General features: G+C 38.1%; 20 protein-coding genes. 3 read left to right on the top strand and 17 right to left on the bottom strand.

All coding sequences use genetic code 11. The annotated features are described in order from the left end of the window. Positions 1 to 33 precede the first annotated feature (33 nt). From B3P23_RS08655 to B3P23_RS08645, 3 genes are all read right to left on the bottom strand, one after another. Positions 34 to 1284 carry a hypothetical protein gene (locus B3P23_RS08655; RefSeq protein WP_293925381.1) on the bottom strand — a complete coding sequence of 417 codons (1251 nt, stop codon included), beginning with the start codon at positions 1282 to 1284 and terminating at the stop codon, positions 34 to 36. 197 nt (positions 1285 to 1481) lie between these two features. Next, positions 1482 to 2558 carry a Gfo/Idh/MocA family oxidoreductase gene (locus tag B3P23_RS08650; protein ID WP_293925380.1) on the bottom strand — a complete coding sequence of 359 codons (1077 nt, stop codon included), beginning with the start codon at positions 2556 to 2558 and terminating at the stop codon, positions 1482 to 1484. Between the two features lie 3 nt (positions 2559 to 2561). Further along, complete coding sequence (locus B3P23_RS08645; RefSeq protein ID WP_293925379.1) at positions 2562 to 3851, bottom strand: Gfo/Idh/MocA family protein; 1290 nt, start codon at positions 3849 to 3851, stop codon at positions 2562 to 2564. A 490-nt stretch (positions 3852 to 4341) separates the two neighbouring features. Here B3P23_RS08645 and hisG point away from each other — a divergent pair, with 490 nt between their 5' ends. Beyond that, entirely contained in the window at positions 4342 to 5193 is an 852-nt protein-coding gene (hisG, locus tag B3P23_RS08640) for an ATP phosphoribosyltransferase (protein WP_045754398.1), read from the top strand. Between the two features lie 34 nt (positions 5194 to 5227). Then, positions 5228 to 6517, top strand: coding sequence for a histidinol dehydrogenase (gene hisD, locus B3P23_RS08635; RefSeq protein WP_293925480.1), 1290 nt, complete (start codon positions 5228 to 5230; stop codon positions 6515 to 6517). Positions 6518 to 6586: 69 nt separating this feature from the next. Here the strand turns inward: hisD and B3P23_RS08630 are convergent, their stop codons facing one another. The 4 genes from B3P23_RS08630 to B3P23_RS08615 all read right to left on the bottom strand — a co-directional run bounded on the left by B3P23_RS08630 (position 6587) and on the right by B3P23_RS08615 (position 10947). Beyond that, the gene (locus B3P23_RS08630; RefSeq protein WP_293925378.1) at positions 6587 to 7108 is read right to left on the bottom strand and encodes a hypothetical protein; all 522 of its coding nucleotides are present in this window, start codon (positions 7106 to 7108) and stop codon (positions 6587 to 6589) included. 49 nt (positions 7109 to 7157) lie between these two features. After that, on the bottom strand, positions 7158 to 8045 hold the full coding sequence (locus B3P23_RS08625; RefSeq protein WP_293925377.1) for a bifunctional 5,10-methylenetetrahydrofolate dehydrogenase/5,10-methenyltetrahydrofolate cyclohydrolase: 888 nt from the start codon (positions 8043 to 8045) through the stop codon (positions 7158 to 7160). 27 nt (positions 8046 to 8072) lie between these two features. Next, the gene (lepA, locus tag B3P23_RS08620; protein ID WP_045754396.1) at positions 8073 to 9863 is read right to left on the bottom strand and encodes a translation elongation factor 4; all 1791 of its coding nucleotides are present in this window, start codon (positions 9861 to 9863) and stop codon (positions 8073 to 8075) included. A 106-nt stretch (positions 9864 to 9969) separates the two neighbouring features. After that, positions 9970 to 10947: a cation diffusion facilitator family transporter gene (locus B3P23_RS08615; RefSeq protein ID WP_293925479.1), complete on the bottom strand. Its 978-nt coding sequence runs from the start codon at positions 10945 to 10947 to the stop codon at positions 9970 to 9972. 368 nt (positions 10948 to 11315) lie between these two features. Here B3P23_RS08615 and B3P23_RS08610 point away from each other — a divergent pair, with 368 nt between their 5' ends. Beyond that, positions 11316 to 12521 (top strand): pyridoxal phosphate-dependent aminotransferase, encoded by a 1206-nt coding sequence (locus B3P23_RS08610; RefSeq protein WP_248754298.1) that lies wholly within the window; start codon positions 11316 to 11318, stop codon positions 12519 to 12521. An 88-nt stretch (positions 12522 to 12609) separates the two neighbouring features. Here B3P23_RS08610 and B3P23_RS08605 read toward each other — a convergent pair whose 3' ends face one another. The 10 genes from B3P23_RS08605 to B3P23_RS08565 form a co-directional block, all read right to left on the bottom strand. After that, positions 12610 to 14361 (bottom strand): HAMP domain-containing sensor histidine kinase, encoded by a 1752-nt coding sequence (locus tag B3P23_RS08605; protein WP_293925376.1) that lies wholly within the window; start codon positions 14359 to 14361, stop codon positions 12610 to 12612. Further along, positions 14361 to 15482: a sensor protein KdpD gene (locus B3P23_RS08600; protein ID WP_293925375.1), complete on the bottom strand. Its 1122-nt coding sequence runs from the start codon at positions 15480 to 15482 to the stop codon at positions 14361 to 14363. The genes B3P23_RS08605 and B3P23_RS08600 overlap by 1 nt, the downstream gene beginning before the upstream one ends. 75 nt (positions 15483 to 15557) lie before the next feature. Beyond that, entirely contained in the window at positions 15558 to 16646 is a 1089-nt protein-coding gene (locus tag B3P23_RS08595) for a porin (RefSeq protein ID WP_293925374.1), read from the bottom strand. A gap of 6 nt (positions 16647 to 16652) precedes the next feature. Further along, complete coding sequence (locus B3P23_RS08590) at positions 16653 to 17219, bottom strand: K(+)-transporting ATPase subunit C (RefSeq protein ID WP_094773538.1); 567 nt, start codon at positions 17217 to 17219, stop codon at positions 16653 to 16655. Positions 17220 to 17230: 11 nt separating this feature from the next. Beyond that, a complete protein-coding gene (gene kdpB, locus B3P23_RS08585) occupies positions 17231 to 19240 on the bottom strand; it encodes a potassium-transporting ATPase subunit KdpB (protein WP_094773537.1) in 2010 nt (669 codons plus the stop codon). A gap of 77 nt (positions 19241 to 19317) precedes the next feature. Next, positions 19318 to 21006 (bottom strand): potassium-transporting ATPase subunit KdpA, encoded by a 1689-nt coding sequence (gene kdpA, locus B3P23_RS08580; RefSeq protein WP_293925373.1) that lies wholly within the window; start codon positions 21004 to 21006, stop codon positions 19318 to 19320. Between the two features lie 40 nt (positions 21007 to 21046). After that, a complete protein-coding gene (gene kdpF, locus B3P23_RS21465) occupies positions 21047 to 21124 on the bottom strand; it encodes a K(+)-transporting ATPase subunit F (RefSeq protein ID WP_414713137.1) in 78 nt (25 codons plus the stop codon). Between the two features lie 13 nt (positions 21125 to 21137). Then, positions 21138 to 21497, bottom strand: coding sequence for a DUF7674 family protein (locus tag B3P23_RS08575; protein ID WP_248754303.1), 360 nt, complete (start codon positions 21495 to 21497; stop codon positions 21138 to 21140). A 180-nt stretch (positions 21498 to 21677) separates the two neighbouring features. Then, positions 21678 to 21818: a hypothetical protein gene (locus B3P23_RS08570; RefSeq protein WP_260946097.1), complete on the bottom strand. Its 141-nt coding sequence runs from the start codon at positions 21816 to 21818 to the stop codon at positions 21678 to 21680. 610 nt (positions 21819 to 22428) lie between these two features. Beyond that, positions 22429 to 23766 (bottom strand): sigma-54-dependent transcriptional regulator, encoded by a 1338-nt coding sequence (locus B3P23_RS08565; RefSeq protein ID WP_293925372.1) that lies wholly within the window; start codon positions 23764 to 23766, stop codon positions 22429 to 22431. Positions 23767 to 23768: the final 2 nt, after the last annotated feature.

The following is a 23768-nucleotide window of genomic DNA, read 5'->3' as shown; positions in this document are numbered from 1 at the left end:
TCGCCTTTTTTAGGATAAGAATTACTTTTCTACTTATTTCAGGTACTTTGCCTGGAAATCTGTTAGCGAATATTGCTGCACTTCTGGGCTCACCTTTAAGTCCTTGACCAGAATATTTCCCTGATCATCTGTATCTATAAAATCCAAAGTAGGCTTAAGCACCACCTTTCCATTGAAATCCAACAGTCCTTGTTTATTATTTTCTGAAAATAAAAGATATGATCCTACAAAATTGCTGATATTATTTAAACCACCAATAATAGAAACTCCTGCTGCGTTAATAATTCCATATTGATCATCTATCGCATAGACCATATTTTCATCATTGACAGGATACAGCACTTCAAATCCCACTTGATTTATTTTCTTCGCTTCCTCATCGATGATCCAAAAAAGACTACTGCTATCCGAAACGATTGCTCTTTTCTTATTCAGCACATCAATCGAATAAAAAGTTGCAGGTTGTACAACAGTACCATCGTTTTTTTTCACACCAAATAAATGTTCGTCGCCATACGCTACATTCTGCTGTGAAAACCATTTTAAAGGAGCCTTCAGTTCAAAAGCATCTTGAAAGACACTCGCATCCTCCAGATTACTTCCCTCCGTTGCAGATAGTTTTACGATTTTCACATCTTGGGGTAACTCAAATTCCTTTAAATCGGTCAGTTTTTTCAAGTCGGACACTTCAAACCCCAACTCTTGATGAACCTGATCATTTAATTTCAAGACCGCCCCCGGGATATTGATCAAGAAAGGTAAACTACTTAAGTAATAACTTGGCAACTCAGGAGCATACCAGACGAGCAAGGTTACTTCACCGGCATTGGGATCAATAACCTTCAACTTTGCTTTTATACAACTTATACCATTTATCGTTTCCTTTTCAGCCTCGTTTTCTAAAGTAAGATAGGCATCCTCAACAGTTTTTGGATCTTTTAATAATGGATAATCAATTGACAGATCATCTTGAGACAATAAATCATCACCTTTGGTAAAAGAATACTCTTGTTTTTGAATCCGATCGGCAATTAAAATATGCCCCAGATTGTCTACAGATTTAATTTTCGATGAAGAAGCATAGATAGCTACTTCCTTAACAGCAGCTCCCCCCTTTATAAAAGGTTCATAAAAATCGACCGCAAATTCGGGTACTGATTTCTCTAATTCTTCTAGCGCTATCTGTCCCTTAAAACTTACTTTCATTTGCCACACTTTATCCTGAGCAATTGCCGAATGGGATAATAATATAGTTAGAAATACAACATGAACCAACTTTTTCATACTTTACAAATATAGCTCGTAAACAACAAAAGACAGACCAAAAAGACCTATCTTTTGCAATAAAAAATTATTTAACTGATTTAGTTTGTTTTTGTTGATTTAAACAAAAATAGCGAAGTTAATTTTACTGATCATATCCAGCATCTTTATACAATCCTATTTAAATACGATTTTCTGATCTACTTTTCACAACAGTTTCATGATAAATCAATGACCTTCTTTGTTTTTACAGCTTCGTCACAGGCAAATGCAATACGCAGACTATTTAACGCATCTTCAGATTGTTTGGTTAAATCCAGATCTTCAATAATTGCTTTTTGAAAAAACAACTGTTCGCGATTACATAAATCCTGATGATTAGGTTCATCCTCAAGCCTAATCCATTCATCCGCTTTTAAAAACTCATTATTCTCATCAATATCGGCATGATGAACACGAATAGATTCTGTTTTGGTATGAGCCTCTACAGAGTCCGAAACGCCATCTTTCACAGCTTCCTGAGGCACGATAGATACAGACCCTTTAGGTCCAAATACATCTTTAACAAAAAAAGCGGTCTGACTCACCATAGGTCCCCAACCTGCTTCATACCATCCCACAGAACCATCATCAAAATGCAACTGGAGCTGTCCATAATTATAGTTTGTTTCTGGTATATCGGTAGTCAACCGAGCTCCTATCGCAGAAACACGGATTGGTTTTGCATCTGTCATTTGACACATCACATCGATATAATGCACACCACAATCGACGATCGGGCTTAAGCTATCCATCAGATTACGATGCACATTCCACATGTATCCATGACTCTGCTGGTTCAAATTCATGCGCATGACCAAGGGTGTACCCAACGTGCGACTGATGGAAATAAATTTTTCCCAAGACGGATGATACCGCAAAATATAGCCTACCACTAGCTTTTTTCGACACCTTGATGCCGCGTCAATCACCTGTTGCGCTCCTAAAACCGTATCTGCGACAGGTTTTTCGATAAAAACATGAGCACCTGCTTCAAAAGCTTTAATGGCATAGCTTTCATGTGTATCAGGATAGGTTGAAATACATACAGCATCCGGCTTAGTTGCTAGAAGAGCCTGTTCAAAATCATCAAATTCAGGATAGCTCGAACTTAGCTTTTTATTTAACGAAGTCTTACTCGCTCCGCGAGACACCAGACCAACAATTTCAAATCCAGCAAGATCATGATAAGCACGTGCGTGAGAAGCACCCATATTACCACATCCTACAACTAAAATCCTAATTAATTTCTCCATAACTTATACAAACGGGGTTTTTCCAGGTTGGGGAATCGCACGATGATCAGCCTGCATATTCCAATGATATTCCGTAGATGTCGGTCCTAATACTTCAGTTGATTGCATGATCTGCTCATATGTGATTGCTTTTCCAGTATATGCAGCTGCTCTAGACCAAATTGCAAGTAACGTACTGTTAGCAAGATGTTGCCCATCATTGATCACTTTCTTATTGCGAATGGCTTCAAAAAGCTCATCGTGCTGAGTTTGGTACATGTTGTTATTCCTTCCCGTAAATTTCCAGGCTTTATCACCATACACCTCAAAATTAGAAGGAATATTTAAGTTTGCACGCCCATTCTTTCCGATCACCTCTACCGTATTTCTTGAATCGGTACCATTCTGTTGGCGACAGGAGTGAAAACCTTTCAATCCATTACCGTAATCAAATTCGATGGACATATGATCAAATACATTACCCAATTTATCCTGTTCACGAGACTGTCTTCCACCAGTCGCAATAATAGTCTTGGGAACAATATCACCCAATGCCCAAGCCATCATATCGACACTATGGATCGCTTGCTCTACGATCAAATCACCTGAGTATCTTTGAAAATAAAACCAGTTTCGCAATTGATACTCCAGATCAGACCAGTTTGCCTGCCTCTCTTTATGCGACAATTCCCCTCCAAACCTAAATGTAGAAATGGATTGTATAGCACCGACATCACCTTGTTTGATCTTTTGAAAAATCTCGCGGTTTGGTGTCGCATAGCGAAAACAAAAACCACTCACCAGACAAAGGTTTTTATCTTTTGCAAGCTTGACACTTTCAAAAACTCTTTTCAGATTGGGAATATCAACAGCCACCGGTTTTTCACAAAAAATATGCTTGCCCCTTTTCACTGCTTCTTCCAAATGATCAGGTCTGAAATTTGGAGGAGAACAGAGCAATACCACATCCACATCGGTATCCATCAATTTCTGAAAGCCTAGAAAACCCAAAAAGATATTGCTATCATCCACTTTCACTTGATCTTTAGAAATTTGTTTTAGAGAATCAAGACATAGATCAATTTGATCTTGAAATATATCGGCAACAGCCGTAATGATGACATTTGGATCTGCCCGCAACGCCTGTGAAGCTGCGCCCGTTCCTCTACCGCCGCAACCTACAAGTCCGATTTTAATTTTCTTCGAAGCATTATTCGCGTACAAGTCTAGACTTGAAGCAGCTAAGGCAGTACCCAAGACCATAGTATTTGTTTTCTTTAGAAAAGAACGACGATTTAGATTTTCTAAATTCATGTGATAGTTATTATTTTCGGTTGTATGTATCTCCAATATTGTTTCAAATTGGGAGATTTAAAATTAATATTAAATATGAGACTATAAAATTATAATTGACTTCCTTATGTAATAATCTTGTGCACTGGCATATTTGCAACCAGCACGTTAAGCTAAATTAACAGGTAACATAGAAAAAAGCACTCTCTAATACCGTTCTACTTTTTAAAATCATATAGAACAGTAACAGGATTTGAATACATTAATGCCATATTTGAGGTATCTCTATTTTATTTTTAGCAATTAATAGCTATTTTAATTTGATTTCTATTAACAAAGTCTTATTTTTGACTCATTATTAATACAAACATGATTTTTGCTCACGTACATCACTTTCATATGCATCATCGCCATTGCGGCGATATGTAATAAGTGTGTTTCTACGTGAAGCATTTTTTCCCTTGTGTTTGATTTCTATATATTAATAATTTACAGCTAACATTATAAAGCTTTGAAAAATCTTAAAATTGCTATCCAAAAATCGGGTAGATTAAACGAAAAATCAGTTCAATTACTTAAAAACTGTGGTCTTGACTTCGAAAACTATAAAAGTTCTTTAATAACAACCGTTTCCAATTTTCCATTAGAAATTCTTTTTCTTCGCGATGATGATATCCCAGGATATGTAGAGCAGGGCATTGCTGATCTTGGAATTGTTGGTGAAAATGTCATTGATGAAACCGAATCTGAAGTAAATTATTTGCAACGATTAGGTTTTGGAAAATGCATGTTAAAATTGGCTGTTCAAAAAGACAGCGACATTCAAGATCTAAAAGATCTAAACGGAAAATCAATTGCAACCTCCTATCCTGTTATCTTAAAGAAGTTCTTAGACGAATATCGCATTGAAGCAGATATTCAGATGATATCTGGTTCTGTTGAAATTGCTCCAGGTTTGGGGTTAAGTGATGCGATCTGCGATATTGTATCCACTGGTGGAACATTAAAAAACAATGGTCTTAAACAATTTGCTGATGTCCGAAAATCCGAAGCTATTCTGATTGGCCGTCCAGGATTAGAAGACAACGAGATACTGTTGGAGCTTTTGCAAAGGATTCAGTCTGTCTTATTGGCGAAGGAAACAAAATATGTTGTTCTCAATGTGGAGAAAACAAATCTACCTACTATTACTGCTTTGTTACATGGTGTAAAATCGCCAACGATTGTTCCTTTAGCTGAAGAAGGTTGGGTTGCTGTTCACACGGTTATCTCAGAAGATGATTTCTGGGGCAAGATCAACAAATTAAAATCTGCTGGTGCCCAAGGAATTGTCGTGATGCCGATTGAGAAAATTATTATGTAAAAAAAGAACGATTTTCGCTTTAAAAAAATCTATGATGCTAAAAACTTTCGAGTATGCCAAGTTAACACCTGCTGAACTGCAAACGTTAACCACGCGTAATACAGATCCTTCACATGCCATTCAGGATACGGTTTTGGATATTATTCAAGAAGTACGTCAGAATGGAGATCTAGCTTTAATTAATTATGCTTATCAATTTGACAAAGTTGAATTAGAGAAGCTTTATCTTGATGCGGATGATATTGATGTATTAGCATCAACGATCAATCGTGATCAACAACGGGCATTAGAGATTGCCTTTCAAAACATTCATAAATTCCATTCTTCACAAGTGAAGCGTGAGCGTGTTGTTGAAACGACTACTGGTGTAAAATGCTGGCGTGAAATTCGCCCTATTGAAAAAGTTGGTCTTTACATTCCTGGTGGATCGGCGGTCTTACCAAGTACATTATTAATGCTGGGTGTGCCGGCACGAATTGCAGGTTGCAAAGAAATTATTGTCTGTTCTCCACCTCAAAAAAGTGGTAAGATCAACGGCTTTGTTGCCTACTGCCTTAAATTGTTAAAAATAGAGCGTATCTATTTAGTAGGAGGTGCGCAAGCTATAGCGGCAATGGCATTTGGTACGGAAACCATACCAAAAGTAGATAAGATATTTGGTCCAGGCAATCAATTTGTAACCAAAGCGAAAAGTATCGTTCAAGGGATGGCCAATGTCAGCATCGATATGCCCGCTGGCCCTTCGGAGGTATTAGTGATTGCAGATGAAACCGCAACTCCTGCTTTTGTTGCAGCTGATCTGTTAGCTCAAGCTGAACATGGTGCAGACAGTCAAGCCGTACTGGTCGCCACTTCTATCGATATTATTCAATCTGTCAATCTAGCGTTAGAGCAGCAATTAGCGGTTTTACCACGTTTTGAATTAGCGAGTAAAGCCATCGACAACTCTTACGCGGTACTAGTCGCTGATATGCAAGAAGCTCTTGCCTTTAGTAACTATTACGCTCCGGAACATTTGATTTTGGAAACGGATGAATGGGAACGTCTAGTTCGTCTTATTTTGAATGCAGGTTCGGTATTTTTAGGACACTTAACTCCCGAAAGTGCTGGAGATTATGCATCAGGAACCAATCATACATTACCAACATCAGGTTATGCGAGGTCTTATTCAGGTGTTTCTGTTGACTCCTTTGTCAAAAAGATAACTTTTCAACATATCAGTGAAGAAGGTTTGGTCAATATTGGCCCCACTGTAGAGATATTAGCCGAATTAGAAGGACTTCACGCCCATAAAAATGCGGTTACTGTCCGAAGAGAAAATTAAAAATTTCAAATCAAAAGAAAAGCCTTTCAGAAATTCTGAAAGGCTTTTTTATTAAAATCTTACTTCGATTTAGTTCTTCAATGCTTCACCTACTTTTTTGGCTTTATCACCAACAGCTTTAGCCGCATCTTTAGTACCTTCGCCTACAGCCTTAGCCGCATCTTTAGTACCTTCAACCGCAGATTTTCCAGCTTTCGCGGTAGCATCAGCAGCTTTATCAATCGCGTTACCTGTTGCGTGAGCAGCATCTTTAACACCTTCTTCAACATCGTTCGCTACTTTAGCTGTCCCTGCAGTGAATTTTTCCCAAGCAGTTTTTGTTTCTGCTACCGTTTTACGAGCAGCTTCCTCAGCTTTTTTGTCTCCTTTAGCAATCGCTGCGTCCAGATCTCGTTGAGCTTGCTCATATTTAGCTTTCGCTTCAGCAGCAGCAGCATCCGTATGTTTATCCAAGCTATCTAAAGAATTATCCAGCTTTTCACCTACTGTGACCTCTCCGTCACTATTTTTATCTTCTTTCGGAGTGTTATTACAAGCAGCAAAAGTTAATGAAACTCCTGCGAACAATGCTAAAAATGCAATTTTCTTCATTTCTATATTTTTTTGGTTAACAGATTTAACCAATCAATATTTATGCCAATTATGATCTTGGATATATGGTTCCTTTTGCAGCTTCCAAAGTATTCTTCAATAAACCAACAATAGTCATCAAGCCCACCCCACCTGGTACAGGTGTGATCCATGAAGCCTTAGGTGCCACTTGATCAAAATCCACATCGCCATAAAGCTTAAAGCCAGATTTCGTTTCAGTTGAATTTTCTCTATTGATACCTACATCAATAACAACAGCGCCGTCTTTCACAATATCTGCTGTAACAAAGTTTTTCTTTCCGATTGCAGCAACGATGATATCAGCACGTAAAACTTCGGTCTTAAGATCTTGAGTACGACTATGTGTTAAAGTAACAGTACAGTTTCCTGGATTTGAATTACGGGCTAAAAGAATACTCATTGGCGAACCAACAATATTACTTCTTCCTACCACTACAGCATGTTTTCCAGCGGTCTCTATGCCATAATAATCCAGCATCAACATAATCCCATAAGGTGTTGCTGGAATAAAACAAGGTAGATTACGCTGCATTCTACCTAAATTGATCGGATGAAAACCATCGACATCTTTACGGTAATCGATTGCTTCCGTGATTTTATCAGGATCGATATGTTTTGGAAGAGGCAACTGCACGATTAAACCGTCAATAGTTTCATCAGCATTGATTTCTTGAATTTTTGCAATCAACTGTTCTTCTGTCACATCGATATCATAACGAATATTAGTAGACTCAAAACCTACTAATTCACAATTGCGCATTTTACTCGCCACATAAGTTTCACTTCCGCCGTCGTTCCCAACTAAGATAGCCACCAAATGAGGTTTACGTCCAGCTTTCGCTGTAAAATCAGCTGCATCTTTTTTGATGTCTTCTTTAATTTTAGCTGATACGAGTTTACCGTCTAATAAATTCATTTTTATAGGAATAGGATTTTTTAATTTCTAATCTAATTTCAATACTGCCATGAATGCCGATTGCGGAATTTCAACGTTACCTACTTGACGCATACGTTTTTTACCTTTCTTCTGCTTTTCCAAAAGCTTACGCTTACGCGAAATATCACCACCGTAACATTTTGCTGTTACATCTTTACGCAATGCTGAAATGGTCTCACGTGCTATGATTTTCATTCCAATAGATGCTTGGATACGAATTTCAAATTGTTGACGAGGCAATAATTCTTTTAATTTTTCACAAATTTTCTTACCAAAATCATAAGCATTACTTCTGTGGATCAAAGAGGACAGTGCATCGACAGGCTCATCATTTAAACGAATATCTAAACGCACCAAATCCGATTGACGGTATCCGATCTGCGTATAATCAAAAGAAGCATAACCTTTAGAAATAGTCTTTAATTTATCATAAAAATCAAATACAATCTCACCCATTGGCATTTCAAACACCAATTCAACACGATCAGATGTCAAATAAGATTGGTTGATGATGGCCCCACGTTTCTGAATACAAAGGGACATAATCGGACCTACGAAATCTGATTTAGTAATGATATTAGCTTTAATATAGGGTTCTTCAATAGCATCTAATTTACTTGGATCAGGTAAATCAGATGGATTATGAACTTGGACTTCTTCATTATCTTTTGTCAAATAAGCTTTATAAGATACGTTTGGTACTGTCGTGATCACAGTCATATCAAATTCACGCTCAAGACGTTCTTGGATAATCTCCATATGCAGCATACCTAAGAATCCACAACGGAATCCAAAACCTAGGGCTGCTGAAGACTCTGGTTCAAACACAAGAGAAGCATCGTTCAGCTGTAAACGGTGCATAGATTCACGCAATTCCTCATAGTCTTCGGTATCAACAGGGTAAATACCAGCAAAAACCATCGGTTTTACTTCCTCAAATCCTTGGATTGCGCCATCACACGGTCTTTCTTTATGGGTGATGGTATCACCCACTTTTACCTCACGTGCTTCTTTGATTCCTGAGATGATGTAACCAACATCCCCTGTTCTGACCACATCTTTCGCAACTTGATTTAATTTCAAGGTTCCGATCTCATCCGCAGTATATTCTTTTCCGGTAGCCACAAATTTTACTTTGTCACCTTTACGGATCTCGCCATTTTCAACTTTAAAATAGGCCATGATACCACGGAAAGAATTATAAACAGAGTCAAAAATCAAAGCCTGTAATGGAGCTGCCGGATCACCTACAGGTGCAGGAACACGTGCTACAATTGCTTTTAAAATATCAGGAATACCAAGACCTGTCTTACCAGATGCCGGAATAATATCTTCGCGTTTACCGCCTATTAAATCAATGATTTGATCTTTCACTTCCTCTGGCATAGCACCAGGAAGATCCATTTTGTTTAAAATTGGAATAATTTCCAAATCATGCTCCAATGCGAGATAAAGATTAGAAATTGTTTGTGCTTGTATCCCCTGCGATGCATCGACAATTAATAATGCACCTTCACAGGCAGCAATAGAACGTGATACTTCGTAAGAAAAATCGACGTGTCCTGGAGTATCAATTAAATTCAGGATATACTCTACTCCGTCTTGTATATAGTTCATTTGGATAGCATGACTCTTAATGGTAATACCACGTTCACGTTCCAAATCCATATTATCTAGTAATTGTGCCTGCGCTTCACGTTGTGTAATGGTATTGGTATACTCCAATAATCGATCGGCTAATGTACTTTTACCGTGATCAATGTGTGCGATGATACAGAAATTACGTATTTGCTTCATATAGGATTTTTAAAAATCGTTTCTAAAAAGCAAAGATACTTTTTTTGACAGACATTTAAGCTAAGCTCTAACCTAATTTATGCACATAATTTTGTCCTTTAGTCTTCTAGGATGAAAAATGTTTTCGATTGGCAGTTACGTTTTCTACCCGCCATTCAATCTGACCTGTAAATGCTTGGGAGCGTATAGGACAATCCTTTACCTGACAATAACTGCAACACTCCGGAAGGCACGGGTCGGCATGAATAAAAAATTCAGTATCTATGGACATTTTTGTATTCACCATTTTATCTAAGGTAGATATATCATCATGCACCTTATCAAGCGTATAGTAATTAGGCAATGTTAAATGGCAGTCTACATGCAATTCATTGCCATAACGCTGAACCCTCAAATTATGAATATCAATCCAATCGACATGCCGATTTTCCTGTAATACTTGAACCACTTCTTTTACGAGATCCAGATCGGACTCATCCATCAAACCACCTATCGACATGCGCAACAATTTATATCCATTGTACAAGATAAAACTGCCGAGCACAAAAGAAATCGCAATATCGATCCATGCTAATCCAGTCAATTTCATGAGCATCAAACCGATAATTAGACCTACTGTACTATATGCATCTACTTGCAAGTGCTTACCATCAGCCTCCAAAGTAAGTGAGCCTAATGCACGCCCCCTTTTCATAATATAAAATCCGATGATAAAATTAATCAAAGCAGTAACCGCTACCAGACCTATCCCCTCTTCAAGATTGGACAAAGTAGAAGGAAAAAAGATATTGTAAAATCCTTTTACTAAAATAACGGAGCCCGCTATAAAGATCAATCCTCCTTCTAAAAAAACTGAAAAGAATTCAACTTTACCATGACCATAAGGATGATTGTGGTCTTTGGGTTGTGCAGCTAAATAAATGCTGTAAAAAGCAAAACTAGAAGCAATGACATTGACTATGCTCTCTGCTGCATCTGTAAAGATCGCGTTTGATGCAGTGAGGAAATAGGCAACAAATTTGACTATCATTAGTCCCAAGCCCGTTAGTAAGGACAGTAGAACTAATCTTTTTTGCTTAGACATCATATTATTTGTTTTTTTCGCGACAAAGGTAGTCATATAACGCTACGATTTCCTTTTTAGTTTGATCCCAGCGATCTTTTCAACATACTGTCGTACATGTTCATTTGATATACCGCCCTAAAATAAGGATTCGATCTGAAGTAAAAAAACTCATAAAAATTGATAACATGTTGTAGGTTGCTATGCGATCATCGAGCTTGTCCATAAATTAAGGAGTGCTAACCGCTCATCTAAACAAAAACTTATTTTTAGAAGTAATCAAATCTCGATAAGATTTTACATATTTTTTGTAAAAAAGAAACAATCGTTTGTCTTTTTTCAAGAAATTAAGGCATTATTTGCATTCTAAATAATATCTTTGTCTTACCATGAGCACACAATCATATTTATCAGATAGGATAAACAATTTATCCGAGTCGGCTACGCTTAAAATGACTAAGCTTGGTCGTGAGTTAGCCGCTAAAGGCGTTAATGTTATCAGCTTAAGTGTTGGCGAACCAGATTTTAATACTCCTGACCACGTTAAAGAAGCTGCTAAGGTAGCTTTAGACGAAAATTGGACACGTTATTCTCCTGTTCCGGGATACCCGGAATTACGTCAGGCTATTGTGAATAAATTGAAGATTGAAAATAATCTGGATTATGATATTTCTCAAATCGTAGTTTCTACTGGTGCAAAACAATCTTTATCAAATGTTATTTTAACGCTTATTAATCCAGGAGATGAGGTCATAATCCCTACACCGTACTGGGTTTCCTATTCGGAAATGGTTGTTTTAGCGGAAGGAAAATCGGTTTTCATCAATACTGAGATCGACAACAACTTTAAAATTACACCAGAGCAACTTGAAGCTGCGATCACACCGAAAACAAAATTATTCATGTTCTCATCACCCAATAACCCGACAGGTACGGTGTATAGTAAAGATGAGTTAGCTGCTTTGGCAAAAGTATTCGAAAAATATCCGCAGATTTTCATCTTATCAGATGAAATCTATGAACATATCAATTTTGTAGACAAACACGAATCTATCGCTCAATTTGACAGTATCAAAGACCGTGTCATCATTATAAATGGTTTTTCTAAAGCATTTGCGATGACAGGTTGGAGATTAGGCTACATCGCCTGCAATAAAGAGATCGCTGCTGCAAATGATAAATTACAAGGTCAAACGACATCGGGAACATGTTCGATATCACAACGTGCAGGTATCGTTGCTTATGAGCAAGGATTAGCATCTGTGAATAAAATGAAAGAAGCATTTGCTCGTCGTCGTCAACTGGTTTATGATTTATTAGCTGCAATTCCAGGTGTTAAAACAAATTTACCTGAAGGAGCATTTTACTTCTTCCCAGAAATCAGTTCTTTCTTCGGAAAAAAAGATGAAAATGGAAATATAATCAAAAACTCATCCGACTTAGCACTATACTTATTAAACGTAGGTCATGTTGCTACAGTAGGTGGTGATTCATTTGGAAATGACAAATATATACGTCTATCTTATGCTGCTTCAGACGAAAGTTTAGTAGAAGCTTTAAAACGCATTAAGGAGGCATTAGGCAAATTAGCGTAAACCTTGACGCACTATAAAAAAAGCTGTCTCTTATACCAAAGTTAAGAGACAGCTTTTTTATTGACCTGATCGTATCCCCAAAAACCGCTCATGATCCCATTCTTGGATTATCCACATCTGTACGATTCAATGTAAATGAAAATACACTACCAGAACCGTATTCACTTTGTACGGTAATGGTACCTCCCTGTGCCTCGATAAATTCTTTACTGATACTCAACCCTAACCCCGTACCTTCCTTCTTTGTTCCAGGGATACGAAAGTACCGTTCAAATATTTTGTCCATATATTGTTCTTCTATCCCCTGTCCCGCATCTTTTACGGCAAATCTCACCTTATCCTGGGTCGACTCAACAATAATAAATATAGCAGAGTTTTCATAAGAATAACGAACAGCATTCGACAATAGGTTGGTCAATACCCAAGCCGTTTTTTCATTATCAGCAAGTACATCCGGTAGATTATTTTCCATTTGTAGGCGCAATTCTAAATGTTTTTGTTCTGCCATGGATTTTGTTGCGCGTATGGCATACTCCACCAGCTCACTCACGTTTGTAGGTGCCACGTTCAACTGAATAGTCCCACTTTCAACCTGCGTCATATTTAAGAGTTCACCCGTAATTTTCAACAATCTTCCTGTATCATCGCGAATACTTTGCACCAGGTTACTTTGATCATCATTGAGCACGCCGATCTGCTTATTTTCTAAAAGCTGTAAACCCATTTTTATCGACGCAATAGGTGTTTTTAATTCATGTGAAATGGTCGCTATAAAATTAGTTTTGGCGAAATCCATTTCTTTAAATTGTGTGATATTGCGCAACATGATAACTTGTCCGATAAATTGTGAATCTGTCTCTCCGGTAGGTACGATATCGATATCCACGATTTCTTTTTCAAAATAGCTTTCTTTACCATTAGCATAGATTTTGAGAAGAGCAGATTCTCGTTTCTTCTCATCTTGAAATAGATCTTTAATAAAATCCCGCACCAGATCATTGGTGACTGCTACATCTTGTATTTGTTTACCAATCAATTGATCGCTTTGTAAACCGATTATCTTCAACGCTTCTTCATTAGCAAACAACACGATCTTCTGCTCATCGATACCAATGACAGGGTCATGCATCTTGTTAATAAGCGTATCAATTCGTTTTTTCCCTTTCAATATCTTATCGAGTTTACTTTCCGCATACTCTTCAAGTTTTTCAGCCATGGTATTAAAAGAATTTGCAAGCTCCCCAAATTCATTCCGTTTTTCATAATGGATACGCTTTTTATAATTTTCATTTGCTATCTGTTTAATACTCTCGGTCAATTCCTTTATAGGATTGGCGATATTCGAAGGGAGGTTGATGATGAGGACAAAAGCAATTAAGAAGCACAAGGTCCCGCTAATGGAAATGACTGCAATCGCTTTTTCTGCTGTTATAGATGCAATATCACTTTTCCGTTCTATCGCTTCCATATTAAGCCGCATCAATTCCGTTATATCCTTTCTGATTTTTGAAAGCAGCGTTACATCTTCCTTATTTTTCACAAATTGATAAAAATGTCTTTCCACCTGATCCGTTGCCTGGACCTCCCCGATCTCAGTAACATTCTGCTTCTGTTTCTCCAAGTTTTCCTTAAAGTCATGTATGGCAGCGGGATCGACAGTATATTCCTCGAGTGCTAACAACATATTGCGCGCGTACTGCAAAGTATTATAATTTGCGACAAGAATATTATTGGTATCTCTTTTTAACTGATTGACATACCAACCGCTCACCACAACCAACAGTACGATCATGAGAAACAGCGACCCGACGCCAAAGGTTAATTTTGTTTTTATACGCATTATGAAAGAATTATAAGGTCAATTTTTTCGTTAGAAAGCTTCGTGAGAAGCGTATTAAAAGTATTTGTTGCCCAAATTATTTTGATCAATCCCAAATGAGGTTTACCGATACACACGGTGGTTATCTGTCTAGCTTCACATTGTTCAATAATTGCTTTCGCGATTTTACTATGATTAACTTTTATAATCTCTGCCCCCAATTCTGTTGCTAATTTAAAATTATTAATCAGATGTCTTTGCTTATCCAAGGCTATTTTAGCAACACTTTCTTTAGGGGTCTGTACATAAAGTACAAACCATTTACTATTATAATAGTTTGCTAACCTTGCTGTTTTACGAATCACAATGGTAGCCGTCTTCTCATTTGAACTAATGCAGGCTAAAAACTGTTCCTTTTTTACATATTTATGATGAATGACCTCCGTTTCAACTTTTCTTTGCACCTGCGAAGCAACTTCTTTTAAAGCCAATTCACGCAATTGTAGGATATGATCGCTACTGAAAAAATTGGCCAATGCCATTTCAATCTTAGCGGGATCATAAATTTTACCTTCTTTCAGGCGGCTGATCAATTCCTCTGCAGTCAAATCAATATTGACCACCTCATCGGCTAATCCAAGTACACTATCCGGTATTCGCTCCTGTACATCGATCCCCGTAATATCTTTAATCTCATCATGCAAACTTTCAATATGCTGAATATTAACTGCGCTGATCACATTGATCCCTGCATCCAAGATATCGATTACATCCTGCCAACGCTTGGCATTGAGACTTCCTTCGATGTTGCTATGTGCAAGTTCATCAATAATAACAATTTCCGGATGCAAATTAATAACCGCCTGCACGTCTAGTTCTTCAAGTTCTTTTCCCTTATAAAACAATTTACGTCTCGGTATCATCGGCAGTCCATCTAGCAAGGCGTGGGTTTCCTTTCTATTATGCGTCTCAATATAACCTATTTTAATGTCGATCCCATTATGCAGAAGCATATGTGCCTCTTGCAACATACGATAAGTCTTGCCCACACCGGCACTCATACCGATATACAGTTTAAATTTTCCTTTCCTTGATTTTTTGATCAAGCTCAAGAAATGTTCCGCATCTTTTCTTTCTTCCATATACCATAAATCCTTTTATATAATTTCCTACTGTATCGTAAATGAACAATACAGCAGGAAAAAAAATTGATTTAATTAAAAACGCAATGCCAAAGAAGTAATTGCAAGCATATTATGCTTCTCCAAAGAATCATTTCGATTTACAAAAATAGCATCTTTACTCTGTAGTCTCTTTAACTCTGTTCGCCAGATCAAATTCGAGAAAACCGCATAATCTAACGTAGCAGAATAACCAAATGTTTGAAACCCATTGGCGGTTCCGGTACTGATCATCACGCCTTTTTTATCTTGATAATATTCTCCTCGTATCGCTATAGCCAGGTCATCATGCGGTTTATATGAAGCAATTAAAACAGGAGTAAACCACGTGTTATAACGACTGCTTCCTTTTTCCTTCTGTTCAGCTCCCATATCAAAACCAGTTATAAGCATCCATTTATCATCCAGTTGGAACTGTCCATAAAAATGATGGAAATACCGCATCTGACGAACTGAATCAGCTTTATCACTACCTATGAATGAGCTGCTGTTCAAGGTGATACCGGCGGTAGGTTTATAGGTTAATTGATGACCAAAAGCAGGTGTACTATTTCCATCTACGCGTTGAATGCGCTGCCAGCCATTTAAAATCAATCCACTCATCATCCACTTTCCATCATCCGTTGTATAAGATAGTTTAGCTCCAGTTTCAAAGTAAGGAGAATTATCAGCTCCGATACTTCGAGTTAAAGTATAGCAATCCTTACTGATCGCACTTTCAAATCCAATATGGGAGGGCAAAACACCAGCGTCGATCCATAGATTGTGCTTTTCTGAGATCTTGACGCCAACATTTGCTTCATAGATATTCCGCAACGTTACAGGCTCAGCAGCATAATTTGCACTCATGTATGTTCCCGCGCCAATTGCAAGGTTAGTCCTAATTCGATCGGTTTCATAATTTAATTTAATCAATCCAAGATTTAGATTCACCTCATTATTACGATGATGGCTGTATACAAACCCAGGTCTTGTGTTGTTTTTAGGATTAGAAAGGTCGTATTGACTGTACACTTCTACATAACCACTAATTGTTAACGGTTTTTTGACTTCAACGTTTTCTTGTGCTTGCAAAATATGGATGCTTCCAAGCAATAGCATGGAACTGATGATGTATTTTTTCATATAAAATTATTTTGCAGCTAATTCATCTAATGCAATATTCAATTTCAGTACATTTATTTTTGCTGGACCAAACAATCCCCATAATGGTTTTTCGGTTTGCTCATTGACTAGTGTCCTCAATTCGGCTTCAGGTATATTTCGGATCTTCGCAATACGTTTTACTTGAACCCGTGCCGCCTGTACTGAAAAGTGTGGATCCAGACCACTCGCACTAGCCGTAATCAGATCAGCTGGTATTTCGGCCTTAGTGATGGCTGGGTTATGTACCAAAAAGGTATCTATTCTACCCTTTACCTCTTCAAGGTAAAGGGGGTTCGACGGTCCTTTGTTACTACCTGCAGAACCTGCTGCATTGTAATTTGCGGCAGAAGGTCGGGACCAAAAGTATTGATCGTCTGTAAAGGACTGACCGATGTTGCTGTAATAAGTATTGCCTTTAAAAGTGACAATTTCACCTTTGCCGCTGTTGGGAGCTACCTGTGCAATGGCCCAAACGGCAAAAGGATAGATCACCGCAAAAAAAACAATTAGGATAAGAGTCAGCTTTATCGCTGGTAATATATGCTTTTTCATATTTTTGTTTTTTAGATAAATAAGGATACAATCAGGTCGATCAATTTAATGCCGACAAAAGGCACCAAAATACCACCTACACCAAAGATGAGCAAGTTGCGACGTAACAGTGCGCTTGCACCAATCGGTTTGTATGCGACTCCTTTCAAAGCCAATGGTATTAAAAATGGAATAATTAGTGCATTAAATATAACTGCAGATAAGATGGCACTTTCAGGACTATGTAACTGCATAATATTTAATCCCTGCAACGCAGGAATAGCCGTGATAAACAAAGCTGGAATGATCGCAAAATATTTAGCCACATCATTTGCAATACTAAAAGTAGTAAGCGTACCACGGGTCATCAATAACTGTTTACCGATCTCCACCACTTCGATCAATTTCGTAGGATCATTATCCAAATCAACCATGTTACCTGCCTCCTTAGCCGCTTGCGTCCCACTGTTCATGGCAACACCCACATCTGCCTGAGCCAATGCAGGAGCATCATTGGTCCCATCTCCCATCATCGCAACCAGACGGCCATTAGCTTGTTCCATCTTAATGTAGTTCATCTTATCCTCTGGCTTGGCCTCAGCAATAAAATCATCTACTCCGGCCTTTTCAGCTATATATTTTGCCGTCAATGGATTATCTCCGGTTACCATAACTGTTTTGATTCCCATTTTTCGTAAACGTTCAAACCGCTCTTGAATACCGGGTTTTATCACATCTTGCAGCTCAATGACTCCTAACGCAATTTCGTTCTCACAGACGACCAACGGGGTACCTCCATTTTGAGCAATTTTAGTAACCTGATCGGTTATATCTGCTGGAAATTCATTTCCGGCCTGCGTAACGATATTACGGATCGCATCTGTCGCCCCTTTACGGATTCGGGTCTGATCAAAATCAATTCCCGAACTTCTCGTCTCTGCGGTAAACTTGATAAAAATCGGTGAATTGATTTTGAATGCCATCGGATCAATACCCGCTAGCTCAATAATTGATTTGCCTTCAGGCGTTTCATCACTCATTGAACTTAATACAGCAGCTTTAACCAAACGATCAGCGGCTATGCCTCGAGTTGGATAGAAATTTGTCGCTTTACGATTACCAATGGTAATCGTACCTGTTTTATCCAATAATAAAACATCGATGTCTCCTGCAGTCTCTACAGCTTTTCCACTTTTGGTAATGACATTAGCCCGCAAAGCTCTATCCATACCGGCGATACCAATTGCAGATAATAACCCGCCAATGGTAGTGGGTATTAAACAAATAAATAGTGAAATAAATGCAGCGATTGTGATAGGAGCCTGTGCATAATCTGCAAAAGGTTTTAACGTCACGGTCACGATAATGAATACCAAAGTGAAACCTGCCAGAAGAATAGTCAATGCAATTTCATTTGGTGTTTTCTGCCGGCTTGCCCCTTCTACCAAAGCGATCATTTTATCCAAAAAACTTTCACCAGGTTCAGTCGTTACTTTTACAAGTATTTTATCGGACAGTACCTTGGTACCACCTGTCACACTACTTTTATCCCCACCAGCCTCGCGGATCACTGGAGCAGACTCCCCCGTAATCGCACTTTCATCTATTGTTGCCAACCCCGAAACAATCTCGCCGTCGGAAGGAATGATATCGCCCGCTTCACAGATAAAAACATCTCCCTTAACCAATTGTGAGGAAGAAATCATCTTTCCATCTGCCAATTTAGCTGGCGTTTCTTCTCTTGTTTTACGCAGACTGTCCGCTTGTGCTTTTCCCCTTGCCTCGGCAATAGCCTCAGCAAAATTGGCAAATAGCAGGGTAAGCAATAAAATCAGAAATATGCTGAAGTTATAACCAAAGCTACCTTGTGATGTTTCTCCTGTCAATATCCATAAACTGACGATGAGCATCACAAAAGTTCCGATCTCTACCGTAAACATCACGGGATTACGAAACATCAGTTTGGGGTTCAATTTCACGAAAGACTGTCTACAAGCTTGCAATAACATGTCACTCTGAAATAATGATTGATTCTTATTCATTTTTAAATATTTATATGGACGATGGCAATGATCGTTTTTACGATACAGGCCACCGATCCGTTACCATTCAAGTGAGATTAACGCATAGAAAAATATTCTGCAATAGGACCTAAGGTCAGGGCAGGGAAAAATGACAATGCTGCCACGATGATGATTACTGTAAATACCAGAATCCCAAAAGTTGCCGTATCTGTTTGCAAAGTACCTTCCCCTTCAGGAATAAACTTTTTCTTAGCCAACAAACCAGCAATTGCTACAGGCCCTATAATCGGCAAGAAGCGTGATAGGATTAAAACGATACCTGTACTGATATTCCACCAAGGTGTATTATCCCCTAAACCTTCAAATCCACTCCCATTATTTGCCGACGAAGAAGTATATTCATATAAGATCTCACTAAATCCATGAAATCCAGGATTGTTTAATGTAGAGGCTCCCTGTCCAGGAAATGCTGTTGCTAAACCGGCGCTGATTAAGATCAGAAAGGGATGAATCAATGCAATGATCATCGCGATTTTCATCTCTCGAGCTTCTATTTTTTTACCTAAAAACTCAGGCGTACGTCCGACCATCAAGCCACTGATAAATACGGCCAGAATAATGAAGATAAAAAAGTTCAGAATACCGACACCTGCACCTCCATAAAAACTATTGATCATCATCGCCAGTAATTCATTCATTCCGGAAAGTGGCATCGAACTATCGTGCATGGAATTGACAGATCCAGTTGAAATCACGGTCGTCACAATGCTCCAGAATCCAGATGTCGCTGCACCAATTCGGATTTCTTTTCCTTCCATTGCACCCAATGACTGATCGATCCCCATACTTGTTAGAGCAGGGTTACCTCCCATTTCCATTTTGATATTTGGAATTGCCAATAGCAAAAATCCTACGGTCATCACGGCAAACATCATCCACGATAATTTTCTTCTTTTAATAAAGTAACCGAAAGCGAAGATCATGGCAAATGGGACGATCATCTGGGCAGCCATTTCGACCATGTTACTGAGGTAAGTCGGATTTTCAAAGGGGTGAGCCGAATTGGTTCCAAAAAAACCACCACCATTTGTGCCGATATGTTTGATGGCTACAAATGCTGCAGCAGGTCCACGTGAGACTTCCACTGTATCTCCTTGCAGACTCACCATGGTATCCTTACCCTCAAACGTCATAGGCGTTCCTTGAAAAGCAAGTATGATCGCCACAACAAAGGATAAAGGAAGTAAAATCCGTGTACAGGATTTTATAAAATATTCATAAAAATTGCCTAGATCTGTAGCTGTTTTATCTCTAAAAGCTCTAAAAAGAGTAACTGCAGCAGCCATACCTGTACCGGCACTGACAAATTGTAAAAACATCAACCAATACTGTCCCAAATAACTCACCCCCGTTTCACCAGAGTAATGTTGCAAATTACAATTAACAACAAAAGAGATGACGGTATTGAATGCGAGATCTGCTGTCATACTCGGGTTTTGGTCTGGATTTAAAGGCAAACTTCCCTGTCCCATCAGTATCAGCATCCCCAACAGGAACCAGATCATATTGATGCTAAGCAGTGCAACCATATGTTGCTTCCAACTCATTTGAACCTTTGGATCAATACCTGTTAGCTTATAAAATAATCTTTCAATTGGATTGAAAACCGGATCAAAAATGGTCCTATCTCCTGCATAAACCTTGGCAATGTATTTTCCTAAAGGAATTGCTAAAGCAATCGTGCCAAGAAACATGACGATTATGGCTATAATTTCTGTATTCATAATTAAATTTTAAATATAATTTCATTCACAGTTTGACGATTTAAAACTGTTCAGGCTTTAGTAATACATATACGATATATGCAAACACGCCTACCGCTACTACAAGTAATCCTATCATCGTTTTCTTAATTTTAATTTTCTAATATCGTTTTTAGATATTCCTTCCTCAATTCCTTAGGCAGTATGTCTAAATGCTTTTTTAAACTTGCTGGACTTTCTTCTGTAGATAGTTTCGTCAGAAATTCATTTTCGATCGCATTACGGATGTATTGATTCCCTCCTTGGTAGATCAAATTCACCACTTTTGCAATCTCCCCTGCATCCGCATATTCATACTCATTTCCTGAATTTATCTTTTTTAAACACTCTTCTGCTAATTTCCGCAATACGATATAATCAGTTATCGTATCGTCTCCTAGTTCTTGATCCGAAATCCAACTACGGGATTCTGGCAGCCATTCTTCCAGTGTGCTGATCATCTTTGATTTCATCTTATTACTTCTTTATTATATCTGGAGAGAGCTCAACGAAATTATTTTTGCGATCGACCAAGATCACTTACCTGCTGGTTTTATATTAAATCTGATCAAAAAAGTCAATCGATTTAAAAAACAGTGCGAAACAGATCACACCGACCAGTAACATTACTACGGTTATCATATCTACTTAATTTATGTACTTAGGATATCTACAAATTTTACTACTGCAAAAGTTACAATTGCAACAAAGGCAAGTTTCAATAGTCCCTGCGTGATTCCGCACTTCCAGTACCGGTCGTACTGCCTGATTTTTTTCCATTTTGAATTTAACATGAGTATTCATTTTGGAAATGGAGGATGCCAATTTTATTCCAAGTCAAAGGCAACAAAACCAAAAACCTAGAAAACAACAGGTTAGCGTAAAACGGTGAAAAAATAGAAACAAAAAAGCCTATCATTTTGATAGGCTCTATATCATAATAGAAGGATTTAATTCTATAAATACGATGCGCGACTATAGAAGATGTGGAGTTTTCATATCTACTCTATGCTCCTACGCTGCAATACAAATAAGGAAGTAATGCAAGATATCTGATACCTGTAAGCAGGGTCAACAAATAATGATATCATGCTGAAAGTATCGTAATAGTGGACTTAACACGGACTCACCACGGACTTAACACGGATTTATGCTCTATAAAGTATGAATAAAGCATCTATTCAGTATGAAGAAAACTCGAATATCCTCTTATACGAGCTACACTTATTGGCAAGCTAACAATACTTAAAAAGTAGGCCTAAACAACTTAAACAATGTTTTTTCGAGATTTAATAAGAGATTATCCATATCCTCAAGGGATGGATAAGCGTAAACTTGACTTCTAGTTGATCGTCTGATGATCCATCGGCGAGTCCGAGTCAATAGATAAAAAAGTCATATTCATCAGGTTAATTTATACTCTTCGATCTTACGATAAAGTGTTGCAATACCAATTTCCAACAGACGAGCCGCTTCAGCTTTATTGCCCTGCGTATGTTGCAGTACTTTTTGAATATGTAATTTTTCTACACTAGCCATGGAGAAAGCAGATAACATTTTTGCTCCAGTAGCAACAGTTAAATTAGCAAACGGAAGTGTTTCTACACCAAGAACATCGGTATCAGATAAGATTACACTCCGCTCAATACAATTCTTAAGTTCTCGAATATTTCCTTTCCAATCATGATTTTCCAATGCGGTAATGTATTCAGAGGAAAGCTGTATTTCCTTTCTTTTTGCGCGCAAAGAGTATATCTGAGTAAAATGATGAGCCAATAATCTAATATCCTGTTTACGTTCTCGCAATGCTGGCAAATAGATACTAAATACCGAAAGACGATAAAAAAGATCACTTCGGAAGTGTTCATTGGCGATCTCTTGTTCTAAATTTCGATTCGTAGCCGCAATAATACGTACATCGACCTTTGTTACTTTTGTTTCACCGATCTTCAGAAATTCACCAGTTTCCAAAACCCTTAATATCTTAGCTTGAAGTTCGATTGGCATCTCTCCAATCTCATCTAAAAAAATAGTTCCTTTATTCGCTTCTTCAAAAAGTCCTTTTTGATCTTTCATCGCGCCAGTAAAAGAACCAGCCTTATGTCCAAAGAGTTCACCTTCTAATAATTCTTTACTAAATGCCGCACAGTTGATGGCAACAAAATTAAATTTACTGCGGCTACTGGCCTGATGTACTGCTTGCGCAAAAACTTCTTTTCCAGTACCCGTATCGCCGGTCAGTAACACGGTTGTATCTGTTACAGCAACCCTTTTAGCCAAATCTATAGCATTCAAGATCGCTTTAGATTTACCTATAATCTGATCAAAAGAAAAACGATCACCAAGCTGTCTTTCGAGCTGTTGCACCCGTTTTGCCAATGCAACCTTTTCACTAGCATTGTATACCAAGGGGATGATCTTACTATTATCATCTCCTTTCGTTATATAATCAAAAGCACCATTTTTCATAGCTTGCACACCATCGGGTATATTGCCATATGCTGTCAACAAAATAATTTCAAGACAAGGGTATTTCTGCTTGATTACTTTTGTGCTGTCTACGCCACTCCCATCGGGTAATTTGACGTCGCAAATAACAACATCAATATCTTGCTCTTCCAATCGTTTCAGTCCTTTTTTGAGATCTGATGCCTGAAATACCTCGTAGCCTTCAAGTGTAATTATTCTAGCGAGTAATGTACGAATCTTATCTTCGTCGTCGATGATTAGGATAGTGCTCAATG

Origin of the sequence: Sphingobacterium sp. UBA6320 (genome assembly GCF_002440335.1) — a bacterium.
Classification (GTDB): Bacteria; Bacteroidota; Bacteroidia; order Sphingobacteriales; family Sphingobacteriaceae; genus Sphingobacterium.
This window is presented reverse-complemented; position numbering and strand designations above follow the sequence as displayed.